The organism is Paraburkholderia phenoliruptrix, assembly GCF_902859825.1.
GTDB lineage: Bacteria > Pseudomonadota > Gammaproteobacteria > Burkholderiales > Burkholderiaceae > Paraburkholderia > Paraburkholderia phenoliruptrix.
The window spans coordinates 1-12,355 of sequence record NZ_CADIKB010000054.1 but is presented as its reverse complement, the minus strand read 5'-3'; the positions used below and the strand labels follow the sequence as shown (position 1 = coordinate 12,355).

General features: G+C 62.9%; 13 protein-coding genes. 6 read left to right on the top strand and 7 right to left on the bottom strand.

Translation table 11 applies throughout. The features are described 5' to 3' along the window. The first annotated feature begins 100 nt into the window (after nt 1–100). Complete coding sequence (locus tag HV711_RS30260; RefSeq protein ID WP_035477025.1) at nt 101–922, top strand: fumarylacetoacetate hydrolase family protein; 822 nt, start codon at nt 101–103, stop codon at nt 920–922. A gap of 61 nt (nt 923–983) precedes the next feature. Continuing rightward, nucleotides 984–1,892, top strand: coding sequence for an NAD(P)(+) transhydrogenase (Re/Si-specific) subunit beta (locus HV711_RS30255; protein ID WP_035477024.1), 909 nt, complete (start codon nt 984–986; stop codon nt 1,890–1,892). A 119-nt stretch (nt 1,893–2,011) separates the two neighbouring features. Here the strand turns inward: HV711_RS30255 and HV711_RS30250 are convergent, their stop codons facing one another. Both HV711_RS30250 and HV711_RS30245 read right to left on the bottom strand, forming a co-directional pair. Continuing rightward, nucleotides 2,012–2,317 (bottom strand): hypothetical protein, encoded by a 306-nt coding sequence (locus HV711_RS30250; protein ID WP_014972963.1) that lies wholly within the window; start codon nt 2,315–2,317, stop codon nt 2,012–2,014. 96 nt (nt 2,318–2,413) lie between these two features. Next, the gene (locus tag HV711_RS30245) at nt 2,414–3,361 is read right to left on the bottom strand and encodes a LysR family transcriptional regulator (protein WP_013591654.1); all 948 of its coding nucleotides are present in this window, start codon (nt 3,359–3,361) and stop codon (nt 2,414–2,416) included. Nucleotides 3,362–3,723: 362 nt separating this feature from the next. Between HV711_RS30245 and oxlT the strand changes: the two genes are divergently transcribed. From oxlT to HV711_RS30230, 3 genes are all read left to right on the top strand, one after another. Next, on the top strand, nt 3,724–5,070 hold the full coding sequence (gene oxlT / locus HV711_RS30240) for an oxalate/formate MFS antiporter (protein ID WP_013591655.1): 1,347 nt from the start codon (nt 3,724–3,726) through the stop codon (nt 5,068–5,070). A 32-nt stretch (nt 5,071–5,102) separates the two neighbouring features. Next, nucleotides 5,103–6,125 (top strand): LysR family transcriptional regulator, encoded by a 1,023-nt coding sequence (locus HV711_RS30235; protein WP_035477020.1) that lies wholly within the window; start codon nt 5,103–5,105, stop codon nt 6,123–6,125. Nucleotides 6,126–6,212: 87 nt separating this feature from the next. Further along, nucleotides 6,213–7,655 carry an aldehyde dehydrogenase family protein gene (locus tag HV711_RS30230; RefSeq protein WP_013591657.1) on the top strand — a complete coding sequence of 481 codons (1,443 nt, stop codon included), beginning with the start codon at nt 6,213–6,215 and terminating at the stop codon, nt 7,653–7,655. A 99-nt stretch (nt 7,656–7,754) separates the two neighbouring features. On the opposite strand, the gene HV711_RS30225 is transcribed toward HV711_RS30230, so the two are convergent. The 4 genes from HV711_RS30225 to HV711_RS30210 all read right to left on the bottom strand — a co-directional run bounded on the left by HV711_RS30225 (nt 7,755) and on the right by HV711_RS30210 (nt 11,000). Further along, complete coding sequence (locus HV711_RS30225) at nt 7,755–8,732, bottom strand: 2-dehydropantoate 2-reductase (protein ID WP_013591658.1); 978 nt, start codon at nt 8,730–8,732, stop codon at nt 7,755–7,757. Between the two features lie 190 nt (nt 8,733–8,922). Then, complete coding sequence (locus HV711_RS30220; protein WP_013591659.1) at nt 8,923–9,543, bottom strand: LysE family translocator; 621 nt, start codon at nt 9,541–9,543, stop codon at nt 8,923–8,925. Between the two features lie 106 nt (nt 9,544–9,649). Beyond that, a complete protein-coding gene (locus tag HV711_RS30215; protein WP_013591660.1) occupies nt 9,650–10,186 on the bottom strand; it encodes a hypothetical protein in 537 nt (178 codons plus the stop codon). A gap of 232 nt (nt 10,187–10,418) precedes the next feature. Next, nucleotides 10,419–11,000 carry an IMPACT family protein gene (locus HV711_RS30210; RefSeq protein ID WP_013591661.1) on the bottom strand — a complete coding sequence of 194 codons (582 nt, stop codon included), beginning with the start codon at nt 10,998–11,000 and terminating at the stop codon, nt 10,419–10,421. 194 nt (nt 11,001–11,194) lie between these two features. Here HV711_RS30210 and HV711_RS30205 point away from each other — a divergent pair, with 194 nt between their 5' ends. After that, complete coding sequence (locus HV711_RS30205) at nt 11,195–11,821, top strand: LysE family translocator (RefSeq protein ID WP_035477069.1); 627 nt, start codon at nt 11,195–11,197, stop codon at nt 11,819–11,821. 27 nt (nt 11,822–11,848) lie between these two features. On the opposite strand, the gene HV711_RS30200 is transcribed toward HV711_RS30205, so the two are convergent. Then, the gene (locus HV711_RS30200) at nt 11,849–12,217 is read right to left on the bottom strand and encodes a hypothetical protein (RefSeq protein WP_028360314.1); all 369 of its coding nucleotides are present in this window, start codon (nt 12,215–12,217) and stop codon (nt 11,849–11,851) included. Nucleotides 12,218–12,355: the final 138 nt, after the last annotated feature.

Sequence of the window (12,355 nt, the reverse complement as noted above, 5' to 3'; positions counted from 1 at the left end):
GAGACAGCACGATTTTCCTCGCGATCAACGGTTCGAAATACGGTGACAGCACCGGTTGAACCGCGCGGAAGATCGTGCCGAAGCGCTCAAGGAGCGGCGTATGGATATGTGGATGCGTTTCATGTCGAGCGACGGCGGTGTAGTGTTCGGCCGCGTCGAAGGGGCTTACCTGCACGAGTACGAAAGTCTCGATCAGCCGGTGCCCACCGGCGCGGTGCTGTCGACGCGCGCGCTCACGCCGCTCGCGCCGTGTGCGCCCGGCAAGATCGTCGCGCTCTGGAACAACTATCACGCGCTTGCCGCGAAGCTCGACAAGCCGGTGCCCGCGCATCCGCTTTTCCTGCTCAAGCCGGCTGGATCCGTGATTGGTTCGGGCGAGCCGATACGGCGACCCGCGAGCTACGCGGGCAAGATTGTTTACGAGGGCGAACTTGGCATAGTGATTGGCCGTCGCTGCCGCGATGTGAGTGTGGATGAGGCTGCTGAAGCGATCTTCGGTTACACGCTGGTCAACGACGTGACGGCGGCGGATCTGCTCAACGAGAATCCGCATTTTCCGCAATGGTGTCGTGCAAAAGGCTTCGATACGTTCTGTTGCATCGGCCCCGCGATCGTCTCCGGATTCGACTGGAGAAGCGCACATCTCGTGACCCTGCTCGACGACGTCGAGCGGCAAAACTATCCGCTCTCCGACATGGTGTTTTCGCCGGCCGAGCAGGTGAGCCTCATCTCGCAGGATCTCACGCTGGAACCGGGCGATGTGATCGCGTGCGGCACGTCGGTCGGAGTGGGCTCGATCAAGGACGGCGCGACGGTGTCGGTTTTCATCGACGGAATCGGCACGCTGAAGAATACCTTGGGCGCCGCGCGAGCGGCCCCGGCGGAAACGCCGGAATCCGCTGTCATGGCACGCCCTGCCTGAATGATCGGTGCGATGCGCGGGCCACAAGTCCGCGGTCGCCACAACACGGAAAGGAGCACGCGTGCCGCAAGCGTCTGAGAGTACCGTGTGGATGGGAGTCGTGGTTGCGCTGACAGCGGCTTTGGCTGCGCTGTTGGCCTGCGCGCTGGGCTCGGTGCTGGCGGCGCTCGGGCAGATGCCGGTCGGGCGCGGCTCGCGCGCTGTGCGGCACACGCGGCCTGACTGGCACGCGGCGACGCTGGCGGCCGCGCTGGCGGGTGCGTTTTCCGGCGTCGTTGCGGCGGGCGTAGGCATAAGCGCCGGTGCCCAGTTCGCGGCAATCGCTGGCGCGGTGGCCGGTGCATCGCTTGTGCGCCGGCGCAATCTCACGCGACGGCCCGCGCTCGTCGCATTGCTTGCGAGCGGCATGGGGCTTGCCATCGTGTTCTTTGGCGTCGCGCGTTGTTTGTCGTCCGCGAATCACGCCCTTCTGACGATTCTTCAGCGGATAGAACTCTACACGGCAGTGTTCGCTGGCGCGTTGATCTTCGCCACGTCGGCAATCGCGTTCTGCAAATTGCGCGGCCTGTTGCCGCTTCGTGTGGTGCCGCGTCAGGGGCACGACGCTGTGAATGCAGTTGCACTGCTGTTATGCGCATGTCTCGGCTATGGCTTTGTAACCGAGGCGGCCCAGCCGTTCGGACTTGCGGCGCTCCTTGCGACGAGTGCGCTTGCTTCGTCGATCGGCGTGCATGTGATGCTGAGCCGCGAATACTCGAAACAACGTGTGCATACGCACGGCGCGCGCGGCGGTATGACACGAATGTGGGGAGAGGACATGTCGGCGATCGACGCGGTGCACGGCATCGTGCGCGCGGCAGCATTCCGCCACGGCCCACGCTGGCATAACAGCGGAAACAGACAACGGGACGTTCATGCATGCGCGGCGCGCCGCTTTTCCACCCGATCCGCGACAGGCCGACAGTCATGAAGCCGAGCTCGACGATGAGCGCACGCCGCTCGCCGGCGTCTCCACCGTGTCCGACACGAGCGGCAACGGCCAGCAAGGCAACTACGAGGAAAGGCGGGAATGCCCTCCCGCCGATCCGCTTACTCGCCCAGCGCGGCAAACTCGCTGTAGTACTGCGCTTTCTTCTGCAGAATCAGCTGCGCCAGAAAGTCGGGGTCATACGCCCGATGAAGATGGCCATGAAACCGCTCGATGAAGGCCGTGACCTTTGCTGCCTCGCTATTGAACTCGCTCAGGATGTCGAGCGTGGCGTGGTCCCAGCGAAAGCGCAGGCCGAGATCGCTGAACGCTGCGTTATAGGCGCTCAGATGCGGATCGTTGGGATGGTCGGGGCAAGCACGGACAGTGCGTGCGCTTGCATGAGTCGCAACCGAAGCGTGGTTCATGATCGGCCTCCTGGGCTGACAAGTGATGGAACTCGCTTGCAGCATAGAAGTCCTGAACGATTTGCAATAGTTAAACTTTTATTGGATTTCCATAGCCTATCGCTTATAGACGCTCAATTCCTTCACACGAGTGATCTTCTCGATGAGGCTCGCGCCTTCTTCCATGAGAAAGCGCTTGAAGGCCACGGCGACCGGCGGCAGGCGCTTGTTCTTGCGGTGGACCACGTACCAGTTGAGCATGACCGGAAAGCTCTCGACATCAAGCACGACGAGGTGACCCAGCTGCAGCTCCAGGCTGATGGTATGAGCAGACAGAAAGGCGATGCCCATGCCGGCAATCACCGCCTGTTTGATGGTCTCGGTACTCTTGATCTCCATCGCGATCTTGAGATTGGAGAGGCGCCCCGCAAAGCCCTCTTCCATGGAATTCCACGTGTCGGAGCCGCGCTCCCGCACGATGAACGCCTCGTTCGCCAACTGGCTGATGCGGATGTTGCGCTTGTTCGCGAGCGGATGCGTGGGCGCGGCCACGATCACGTAAGGGTGCGGCGCGAACGGCTCGTTCGTGGCATCCATTTCGTGCGGCGGACGCACCATCACCGCGAGGTCCGTCTGGTTCGTGGCGAGCTGGTGCAGCAGTTCCTCGCGATTGTGCACTGCGAGGTTCAATACAACGCCCGCATAACGCCGGGTGAATTCGGCCAGCAGCCGCGGAAAGAAGTAGTCGCCCGCACTGATCACCGCGACATTCAGCTTGCCGCCGGAGACCCCTTTCAGCTGGCTCATCGCTTCGTCGACTTCGTGGAACTGCTGAATGATCGCGCGGCTGTAGTGCAGCATTTCGGTGCCGGCCGGCGTGAGGTAGATCTTTTTGCCGAGCTGCTCGAAGAGCGGCAGTCCGGCGTGCTCCTCCAGCTGGCGAACCTGCGTGGACACCGCGGGCTGCGTGAGATGCAGCTCCTCGGCGGCGCGCGAGAAGCTCAGGTGGCGCGCCACGGTTTCGAACACCTTCAATTGACGCAGCGTGGCATTGCGCATCGTCATGGCCGATGTATAAGCAAATATGAATCAACATAATAACAAACTTTAATTATTAGTAATTCAGCAATGACCCTAGCATGAGTTTGTAAACAAAACGAAGCTGCCGGCAGGACACTCGGGTTAACGCTGGGATCAAGGCGTGGCGGGACTGAGGGGCGGTTTGGCGGAAAAAGAAGAAAACCGGATTAGTCGGAATTAAGAACTTCCAAAGGGGCTGAATAAAGCGGCTTTAAAGGAAGCACTTTAAGGACTGGAATATTAAATATCCCCGGATTGCAAGGCTTTTCGGGTCATAACGATAAGGCGGGACACATACAGCACGGCGCTTTGGCCGGCTGCACCAGATAATTGCGGAGACAAGGCACATGGACGATTTCACTCAACAGACAACGGCCCGCGTATTCTGGGCGAACCGTTGGTGGCAGCTCGTCATTGGCATGGTGTGCATGGCGTTGGTGGCGAACCTGCAGTACGCATGGACGTTGTTCGTCGCGCCGATGAACGCGCGGCATCACTGGGGCCAAGCCTCGATTCAACTGGCATTTGCGATTTTCATCCTCACCGAAACCTGGCTCGTGCCGCTGGAGGGGTGGCTCGTCGACAAGTTCGGTCCACGGCCCGTGGTCGCGGGCGGTGCGGTGTGCGCCGGTCTCGCGTGGGTGATGAACTCGTACGCGACGACTTTGCCCATGCTTTACGTTGCCGCCGTGATCGCGGGTATTGGCGCGGGCGGCGTGTACGGCACGTGCGTCGGCAATGCGCTGAAATGGTTTCCCGACCGTCGCGGTCTCGCGGCAGGCCTCACGGCCGCGGGCTTCGGCGCTGGCGCCGCAGTCACCGTGATTCCGATTGCGAACATGATCACGCGCTCGGGATATGAGCACACGTTCTTCTTTTTCGGCATCGTGCAGGGCGTCGCGATTCTGCTGCTCGCGATGCTGCTGGTGAAGCCGGTGCTGCGTCAGCATACGCCGGCGAAGAAGAAGTTCTCTGTCTCGAAGGTCGATCTCACGCCGGGCCAAATGATCAGGACACCGGTGTTCTGGGTGATCTATGTATCGTTTGTCGCGGTTGCCGCGGGCGGTTTGATGGCCACCGCGCAGATCGGCCCCATCGCCAAGGACTGGGGTCTCGCACGCATTCCGATGACGATCTTCGGCGTCACGCTGCCGCTGCTCACGGCCACGCTTTCCATCGACAACGTCTGCAACGGCTTCACGCGTCCGCTGTGCGGTTTCATCTCCGACAAGATCGGCCGTGAAAACACGATGTTCCTGATCTTCATCGGCGAAGGCCTGTCGTTGCTCGGCATGATGGAGTACGGCACGAACCCGTATGCGTTCATGACGTTCGCCGCGTTGATCTTCCTCTTCTGGGGCGAAATCTTTTCGATCTTCCCGGCGATCTGCGCAGACACGTTCGGCAGCAAGTATGCGGCGGCCAATGCGGGCACGTTGTACACGGCAAAGGGTACGGCTTCGCTGCTGGTGCCGCTCGCTTCCGTGTTGTCGGCGACCGGCGGATGGAGCCTCGTGTTCACCGTGTCCGCGGTGATCACGATTGCTGCGGGCGTCTCTGCAAAGTTCATCCTCGCGCCGATGCGCTCGCGCTGGATTCACTCGCAGGATGAGCCGCAACACAGTGCGTTAGCCGTGGCCGCTAACGGCAAGGCCTCGCGCCTGAGCCACTGGCCCGAGCAGACCGGCGAATAGGCCGGCCAAGCTGCGCGCCCGGCCATGACGTCATGAACGTTTCACTGCAGCAACTCAGGGTGTTTGTCGCCGTCGCGCGCGAACGGAGCTTCACGCGCGCGGCGCGCGAGCTCGATCTGACGCAGTCCGCCGTGAGCCGTTGCGTGCGTGAGCTGGAAGAGGCGGTCGAGCTGAAACTGTTCGACCGCACGACGCGCCAGGTGCAACTGACGCATGCAGGCGCGAGCCTCGAGAGAAGAATCGGCCGCCTGCTCGATGAAATCGATCTGACCTTGCGCGAAGAACGCGCCGCGTATGAAGGGCATCGCGGTGTCGTGGCGCTGGCCAGCAACCCCGTGTTGTCGTCGAGTTGGATCGCGCAAGGCCTCGCGCGCTGCGCATCCGCGTTTCCCGAACTGGTCGTGACTGTCGAAGATCAGGCGCAAAGCGGTGTGCTCGCGAGTGTCGAGCACGGCGAGGTGGATTTCGGCGTGGTGTCGCTCGCCGAGCCTCTCGCCAATGATCAGTTGCACGCGCAACCAGTTTTCACGACGCCGCTGCACGCGGTCATGCCACCGACGCATCCTCTTGCACGGCACGCGAGCGTCGCGTGGGGCGCGTTGCAGGACTGGACACTCGTCACGCTGAACGCCGACGCCGGCGTGCGCGCCGCGCTCGACCGCGCGTTCAGTGCGCAGGGCCTGAAGCGGCGCCCGGTGCAGGAGTTCGGACATGTCGCGGCCGTGCAGCGGATGGTCGAACTCGGGCTCGGTGTCGGCGTGCTGCCGGTGGACGCGCATTGGCCCGCCGTGGGCGAATCGCTCGTGAGCCGGCCGCTTGCGCCCGAGGCCACACTGACCACCTTGCTCGTGCATCGCCGCAATCGCTCGCTCAGGCCGAATGCCGCGGCCGCGTGGGCGCAGTTTGCCGGGAACGCGGGAGCGCGCTCGCAGAGCGCGGACCGCGACACAGAGGCAAACGCGGATGGCGCTGCCGATGTCGTCGCGAGCGCGGTATCGCCGGAATCGTCATGGCCCATGGCAGCGCAGAGCGGCGCGGCGCTGCACGAGCCGTAGCGCCGCCTAGCGCTCGCCCGCACCGGTCCTCCCAAGACCGGTTGCTGCAATCAGCCCACGCACCATCCCAATGCAAGGAGATTCATGATGACCGACCTCAGGAGCCATGACCTGCTGATCGACGGCAAGCGGTTGCCGCCGGGCACAGGCGAATATTCCGTCGACATCAATCCCGCCACCGAAGAGCCGATTGCGCACGTTGCGCAGGGCAGCGCCGCGGACGTCGACACGGCCGTCACCGCGGCGCGCGCCGCGCTGAAAGTATGGAACGGCATCAAGGCGGCGGAACGCGGCCGCATTCTGGCTCGCCTCGCGGGCCTCATGCGCGCGAATCTCGACGAACTTGCCGCGCTGGAAAGCCTCGACGCAGGCAAGCCGATTGCGGCCGTCATGCGTCAGGACATTCCGGCCGCAATCGATACGCTCGAGTACTATGCGGGCTGGTGCGACAAGATCAACGGCCAGGTGGTGCCCGTTCGTCCGGATGCATTGACGTACACGATCCGCGAGCCGGTCGGCGTGGTCGCCGCTATCGTGCCGTGGAATTTTCCGTTGATGATCGGCATGTGGAAAATCGCGCCGGCGCTCGCCTGCGGTTGCACGCTAATCGTCAAGCCCGCGGAGATCACGCCGCTCACTGCGTTGCGCATTGGCGAGCTCGCGCTCGAAGCGGGCGTACCGCCGGGAGTCCTGAATATCGTCACCGGCAAGGGACGCGTGGTCGGCGACGCGCTGGTCGCGCATCCGGGCGTGGACAAGGTCACGTTCACCGGCTCGCCTTCGGTGGGACGCGGCATTTTGCAAGGCGCAGCGGGCAACTTCAAGCGCGTCACGCTGGAGCTCGGCGGCAAATCGGCGAATCTGATTTTCGCCGATGCGAACCTCGACAATGCGGTGCGTGCGGCCGCCTCAGGCATCTTCTTCAACACGGGCCAGGTGTGTTCGGCGGGCTCGCGCATTCTCGCTCATCGCGATGTCTATGACGAAGTCGTCGAGCGCCTCGCCGCGCGGGCCAAGTCGATCAAGGTCGGCGACCCGTCGCTGCGCGAAACGTCGATGGGGCCGCTCATCTCCGCTGCGCAAATGAAGACGGTGCTGGGTTATGTCGAGGCAGGCCGCGCGGAAGGCGCGTCGCTCGTGGCGGGCGGCGCACGCGTCGGAGAACGCGGCTTCTTTGTCGAGCCGACCGTATTCGCGAACGTCGAACATGAAATGCGTATTTCGCAGGAGGAGATCTTCGGGCCGGTCGCGAGTGTGATCCGTTTCGACGACGAAGCGGACGCGATACGTATTGCGAACGGCACGCTGTATAGCCTCGCGGCCGGCGTGTGGAGCGCCGACATTGGCCGCGTGCATCGCGTGGCGCGAGACCTGAAAGCGGGCACCGTGTGGATCAACACCTACGGCTACACGGACGTGCGCCTGCCTTGGGGCGGTTCCGGCGATTCGGGTTTCGGCCGCGAACACGGCGACGTCGCGATTGAAAACTTCACCGAGCCGAAGGCGGTCTGGCTTGCTATTGATCAGTAATCCGTAGCAAAACAAAATGCGAAATAAAAAAGGATCGGACAGTGTCCGATCCTTTTTTCAACTGCCCCCGCATCAAATGCGTGACAAACGCGATCCTGCTCAATCGCCCTGCAAGGCCATCCGCTCGCGCAGTTTGACGAGCGCAAGCACCACGTCGATGGTCGGCGTCGGCTCGTTGACGAGACGTCCCATTTCCTGAACGACGGTAAGAAGCGGATCAATCTCCATGGGCCGGCGGTTTTCCAGGTCGACGAGCGTGGACGTTTTATGCGCGCCGACCGCGCCCGCGCCGTCAATGCGTTTTTCGACATCCACGCGGAAGTGCACGCCGAATTGATCTGCGATGCGCTTGGCCTCCAGCATCATCGTGCGCGACACGGCGCGCGTGCCGGGGTCGCTCGTGAGCACGTCGAGCGTGGCGTGCGTGAGCGCGCTGATCGGGTTGAAGCACAGATTGCCCCACAGCTTGAGCCAGATTTCGTCGCGAATATTGTCGCGGATCGGCGCCTCGAAACCGGCTGCTTGCATGATCTCGTGAAATTGCTGGATGCGCGGCGTGCGTTCGCCGCTCGGCTCGCCGATAGGAAACTTCTTGCCGTACACATGCTTGATGACGCCCGGCTCGACGATTTCCGCGGCGGGATACAGCACGCAGCCGATTGCGCGTTCGGGGCCGAGCTTCGTCCATTGACTGCCGTCCGGGTCCACGCTCGCGAGGCGCGTGCCGGCGAACTTGCCGCCGTGCTGATAGAAGTACCAATACGGAATACCGTTGACGCCGGTCACGATGGCCGTGTGCTTGCCGAGGAGCGGCTGCATCGAGTCGACCACGCCCGGCAGCGAATGCGCTTTCAACGTGATGATCACGAGATCCTGCACGCCGAGCTCACGCGGGTCGGACGTGCAGCGAACCGGCGCGCTGACCGTTTCGCCGTCCATGATGAGGCGCGCGCCGTGCTCGCGCATGGCCGCGAGATGCGCGCCGCGTGCGATGAAACTCACGTCGGCGCCGGCGCGCGCCAGTTGCACGCCCATCAGACCGCCTATCGCTCCCGCTCCGAAGATACAGATCTTCATGATGCCGCTCCTGTGACTATGAGAAGTCGCTTGCCCATGCCGTCTCGCGCCGAGCGCGGCGGCGGGTCACTGATTGAGCATAGGGGCGCCGGGTCTATAGCGATAGTTAAAGTTTCTCGGCGAATGCATTAGGAATCGGTTATGGTTTCGGCTTTCGTTTTTCCTGCAGCGCACGGCAATCACGCCGCACTCACGCCCGCCTGACGAGCAGAAAACTCACGCCGATGGCCGCAAGGAACGCGCCGCAGCAGCGATTGAACCAGCGCCTCACGCGTGAGCGCACGAGCCATTTGCCGAGATGCATGCCGGCCCATGAATACAACGCGATCGCCACGCATTCGAGCACGAGAAAGCTCGCGCCCAGCACGGCAAATTGCGGCAGCATCGGCCTTGCGATGTCGACGAATTGCGGCAGGAACGCCGTGAAGACCAGAATCGCTTTGGGATTGCCGGCGGCGACGAGAAACTCCTGCCGCGCAACTTTGGCGAGCGACGCGGACTCGTCCCGCGTGATGTCGATGGCTGGGGCGTCGCTGCGCCAGAGTTGAATGGCGAGCCAGATCAGGTAAGCGGCGCCGGCCAGTTTGATCGCGAGAAAGAACCACTCGGACGCATGCAGCACGACCGCGAGGCCGGTCGCGGCGAGCACGATCATGCCCGCGAACGCGACGAGCCGCCCTGTGCCGCCGAGGAATGCCGTGGCGAAGCCGTGCCGCGCGGCGACATTGATCGACAGCAGATTGTTGGGCCCCGGCGCGAGATTGATGGCGAAGCAGGCCGGAAGAAAAAAGAGCCAGGCGGTGGTGGACATGAGGCCTCGCAAAGTGGGCGCTGCTTCGGATTGTAGCGAAACGGCCGGCGCGGCTCTGTCGGTATCCGTCCTGACGTGCGGCGCGCCGGCTGCGGAAAGCGTGCGCCTAGTTGAGCGCGTTGATGAACCCGGCGTCGCGCACCAATGCGTCCACGCTAAGCTTGACCGTGTCTTCGATAGCAATGGTGTTGCTGGTGAATTTCGGCGATTTCCGTTTGACGGTTTTCGTGGTCGAGAACACGACTTTTTGCGTGGCGGCGTCGATCACCACGTAGCGCATTTGCAGCGTCCAGAGCGCGGGCGAGCGGATGTCGTCGACAGTGAATTTTTCGATGCTGCCGCAGAGCACCTTGCGGCCGTCGTCGAGATGAAAGCCCGCCAGCTTCAGGTGATTCACGACGCTTTCGCGCACGGCGTCGCTGATATCGCTTTTCAGCACAATGCCGGTCATAGCCGTGTTTTCGATGCGGTTGCGCGAGACGCGCCCGTCGAGCGCAGGCATGTAGGCGAACTCGCGCGCGGGCGCGACGCTGAGCGAACCGGTGGCATTCGCTGCGGCGCGCGGCGCACTGTGACTGTTCAGGCCGAACCAGGACCACGAGCAGGCCGAGAGCAGCAAAGGCAGCAAGGGCAGCGCGATCATGCCGCAGCGCCTGAACACCATGTTTTTCAGGGACGCCGGCGCGCGCGCCCCCAGGTGCGCCGGTTGCGTGCGAAGCGAATGATGCGGCGCCGGTTCGGGCGCTCTGCGGGAACAGGCGGCGGTCGGTATCAGAGGAGTGGCCCCTTAAGTGGTGAGACATGCCGTTGAAGAGCAGCATGGTAACAGCGGCTACCCGCGCGCCATCTTCTAAATAAATAGGCGGGCGCGGTCATTAGAAAAAGCCGGCTTTGCCTTGCGTCATATCGACCAGGGTATGGCGCGCGCCGTCGATCATGTTGACGGGCAAGCGGATCGTCATTTTGACGAGCATGCCGTGCGTGGTGTCGGCGAGCGCGTAGCCTTCCGCTTCGATCCAGCGCCGCACTTTCGCTTCGTCGGCATAACCGACTTCGACCACGAGCGAGCCTTGTGCAATGCGTTCGACGCGCGGCGCGTTAAGCAGCGCGGAGGCGATCGCGTCGGTGTAGGCGCGCACAAGGCCGCCCGCGCCGAGCTTGACGCCGCCGTAGTAGCGCACGACCGCGGCCAGCACGCCGTCGAGATCGTGATGCCGCAGCACTTCGAGAATCGGCCGGCCGGCGGTGCCGGAGGGCTCGCCGTCATCGGACATGCCGGATTGGCCGCCTGCCAGCAGCGCCCAGCACACGTGCGTCGCGGCCGGGTGCTCGTCGCGCAGGCGGCGCAGCTCGTCCATCGCGGCGTCGCGATCTTCGACGGGCATCGCATACGCAATAAACCGGCTCTTGCGAATCTCGAGTTCGTGGATGTGCCGCGTCGACAACGTGTAAGTCACCTGGAATCCCGCTCAATAACCTGGATAAAAGACTTCAGGGCGCGCCTCGCGCGCGGACCCGAATCATCGCTACTATGCCATGCGGCCTGCCCGATGCCTGCCCGATGCCTGCCCGATGCCTGCCCGATAAGCGGAGTACACTTTGCAGGCTAAAGCGCGACGACCGACAATAATCCGGAGACAGTATGGACAGCCTGCTTGAGTTATCCACCTTAGGTACTTTCGTTGCCGTCGTACTCGGACTCTTTCTGATTCCGGGACCTGCGGTGCTGCTGGTTCTCACGCGCACCGTGCATGGCGGACGCAAAGCCGGCATTTTCACCGGCCTCGGCATTGCCGTGGGCGACTTCGTTCATACGCTCGGCGCGGCAGTCGGCCTGTCCGCATTGCTGATGACGTCGGCGCTCGCGTTCAACACGGTCAAATGGATCGGCGCGCTGTATCTGGTCTATCTCGGCATTCGGGCCTTGCGCGAAAAGCCGTCCAGCGGCGAGATGCCCGCAAGCGCGCCGGTGTCCGCGTCGAAAGCCTTCTTTCAGGCGATCCCCGCCGAAGTGCTGAATCCGAAAACGGCGCTTTTCTTTCTGGCGTTTCTGCCGCAGTTCGTGCATCCCGAACACGGTTCGACGTTTCTGCAGTTCACGGCGCTCGGTTTGATTTTCGTCGGCATGAGCGCGCTTTACACCACGCTGATCGTGTTGACCATTCGCCCGCTCGGTCGACTCGTGAAGCGCCTGACGTGGCTGCGCCGCTGGCAGAACAAGATTATCGGCGTGCTGTTTATTTCGCTCGGGCTGCGCGTGGCGGCGCAAACGCGCTGAACGCGTGCGCCGCTCAAGCTACTCGAGCTAGATATTGCGGCGCTGTCTTCGCAAGCGCCCTTCGCGTGCGTATTCGATTTGTTCCTGAGTGCGCACGGCGAGCCTGTCCTGCTCGGCCCGGCTGATTTGCCGCGTATCGTCGATTTCGCCGACGCGCAGCACTTCTTGCGCAATCCGGATACGCAGCGTCATGAGCGGCTCGCCGCGCTCGACCAGCGTGCGGTCGGCGGCGCGCGCCTGTTGCACCCCGTAATCGATCAGGCTGCGCAGTTCCAGCAGCGTGAGCCGCTGCCGCTGGATTTCGAGGATGAGCCGGTGAACCGCGTGCTCGTCACGCGCGCGCCAGAAGGCGCGCAGTTCGGCGAGCGTGGGAGGCTCGAAGGGAGGAAGCCGCATTGCTCATACGAAAAGTACTGTATATACGTAAGGGCTATCCATTTAGCTCCACAATTTCACATTATGGTGAAGCTTTGACCTTTGGCGGACGTTGCGCGATCTGGCGATACGTGACGGGTTCGGCCACTACGGCCTGCT

What these genes read in the sequence shown, in the direction of transcription:
- HV711_RS30260 (WP_035477025.1), top strand. Translation starts at nt 101, where the DNA reads ATGGATATGTGGATGCGTTTCATGTCGAGCGACGGCGGTGTAGTGTTC.
- HV711_RS30250 (WP_014972963.1), bottom strand. Translation starts at nt 2,317, where the DNA reads ATGAACCACGCTTCGGTTGCGACTCATGCAAGCGCACGCACTGTCCGT.
- HV711_RS30245 (WP_013591654.1), bottom strand. Translation starts at nt 3,361, where the DNA reads ATGACGATGCGCAATGCCACGCTGCGTCAATTGAAGGTGTTCGAAACC.
- oxlT (WP_013591655.1), top strand. Translation starts at nt 3,724, where the DNA reads ATGGACGATTTCACTCAACAGACAACGGCCCGCGTATTCTGGGCGAAC.
- HV711_RS30235 (WP_035477020.1), top strand. Translation starts at nt 5,103, where the DNA reads ATGAACGTTTCACTGCAGCAACTCAGGGTGTTTGTCGCCGTCGCGCGC.
- HV711_RS30230 (WP_013591657.1), top strand. Translation starts at nt 6,213, where the DNA reads ATGACCGACCTCAGGAGCCATGACCTGCTGATCGACGGCAAGCGGTTG.
- HV711_RS30225 (WP_013591658.1), bottom strand. Translation starts at nt 8,732, where the DNA reads ATGAAGATCTGTATCTTCGGAGCGGGAGCGATAGGCGGTCTGATGGGC.
- HV711_RS30220 (WP_013591659.1), bottom strand. Translation starts at nt 9,543, where the DNA reads ATGTCCACCACCGCCTGGCTCTTTTTTCTTCCGGCCTGCTTCGCCATC.
- HV711_RS30215 (WP_013591660.1), bottom strand. Translation starts at nt 10,186, where the DNA reads ATGATCGCGCTGCCCTTGCTGCCTTTGCTGCTCTCGGCCTGCTCGTGG.
- HV711_RS30200 (WP_028360314.1), bottom strand. Translation starts at nt 12,217, where the DNA reads ATGCGGCTTCCTCCCTTCGAGCCTCCCACGCTCGCCGAACTGCGCGCC.